Consider the following 1,656-nt stretch of genomic DNA (forward strand, 5'->3'; position numbering starts at 1 on the left):
ATATCAATATCTTCAGAATTCACATATGTCCAGTTCTCATCAAAAATAATTTCTGACTCATCAGCTTCTATATCGAAGTTAATATCACTATTATCATCAAATGTCCAATCATCAGTAAATTCAACTTCATCAACTTCATCAGCTTCTATCTCAATTTCAACTTTATGATTATCTTCTATAATCCAATCCCCAGTTATTTCTAATTTATCATTTAGGTTAATATGGTCTTCTATATCTTCTTCGATATTTTCATCTATTCCATAAGCATCTATATTTTTAATTTCATCATCTCCGTTTACATACACATTTATATCTACGTTGAATTGGTCAGTAATCAAAACATCAGCTACTTCCTCCTTTTCTTCTTCAAGAGAAATATAAGTAGTCATTTCAATAGACGCCTCATCTTCATAAAAATATTCTATAGTTACTCTACAGCCATTTACTTTTATCTTTGCATAATTATCATCTGCATTATTATCAGTTATTATATCTTCTTCAATTTTGCTCTCCAAATCATCTCCGTTTTCATCACATTCATCAATATCTTCTCTATCAATTTCTATTATTTCTTCCATAATACTGCTAAGTTCTTCAACACCCCTGCTTCTTTCCCTTTCTTCCATTCTTGTCCTTATCCCCTCAACAAATATGTTAGTGAAAGTAAATATAAGTCCCGACAATATAACTATAGCAACCACTACCTCAACCAACGTCATGCCTTTTTCAGTTGAAAAAATAGCCTTAAAATTTTTCATAACTTAATTCACCCACTCTATCGCTCTATACGATATGGAGGTCCGTCTAAATTTACTGTAATATCAATGTAATCATCTTCATCACCCAGATAAGCAGTGGAAGTAGAATCACCTTCATTTATATAAATTACAGCTTGTTTTGGGTCATCCGTCAGTTCATATTTCAGTTCGTCTTGATTTAGATTATTATTGCAATCATTCTTTTCCTCATACGTATATTGTTCTACACTATCATTGTATTTAAATTCGATACATTTCTCATCTCCATCATACTCCGCACCAGCTACGGCATGAAGATAGGCCTGTCTCCTATCGAGATTTGAGGTAGTGGTACGAACTTCTGACAAAAATCGATTGCCGAAACCCACCCCTAATATCGTAAATAGAGTAATTAATAGGATAACTATCACCAGGGCATATCCATTTTTATTATTCAAGTTATTCATAATATTTCACCACTATTTATTATTTACTTCAGTTAAAAGAAGTGAGTAACTTTTTGAAGCAAAATAATTAATGGATCTTCTTGCATTCAATTGGTTAATAGGTGTGTAAAAACCTCATTTAGTTGTACTGTAAGATATAAAGCTGCGTTGACAATGAAATTTTTCCCCGATCTTATACGATATCTATCAACTGATAACAAGAAGATCCTAATTGATAAGGTTGACTTTAAGTTTACAATAAGAACAGAGTAGTTTCAAGGGTATGAATACAATGTATCTGTGCCTTCAAGACAGATTTCAAATAATTTTGAGTTGAGCCTCTTTAAAATTTTATGCAAGTGAATTATAACTCTGTTTCTAGGAGACTGTTGAAAAACCTCGTTCTTTGAAAATAAAATATGCGATAATTTCTCGAAAAAATGTTTGAGGCGAAAAAATAAAACACAAGCAGC

At 31.6% G+C, this 1,656-nt stretch carries 2 protein-coding genes; both read right to left on the reverse strand.

The window, feature by feature from the left end:
- A partial coding sequence (locus BLT15_RS13015; RefSeq protein ID WP_143423115.1) for a type IV pilus modification PilV family protein occupies window positions 1-758 on the reverse strand: 758 nt, incomplete at its 3' end.
- A 17-nt stretch (window positions 759-775) separates the two neighbouring features.
- The gene (locus BLT15_RS13020; RefSeq protein WP_089762517.1) at window positions 776-1,204 is read right to left on the reverse strand and encodes a hypothetical protein; all 429 of its coding nucleotides are present in this window, start codon (window positions 1,202-1,204) and stop codon (window positions 776-778) included.
- Window positions 1,205-1,656: the final 452 nt, after the last annotated feature.

Origin of the sequence: Halarsenatibacter silvermanii, assembly GCF_900103135.1 — a bacterium.
Classification (GTDB): Bacteria; Bacillota; Halanaerobiia; order Halanaerobiales; family Halarsenatibacteraceae; genus Halarsenatibacter; species Halarsenatibacter silvermanii.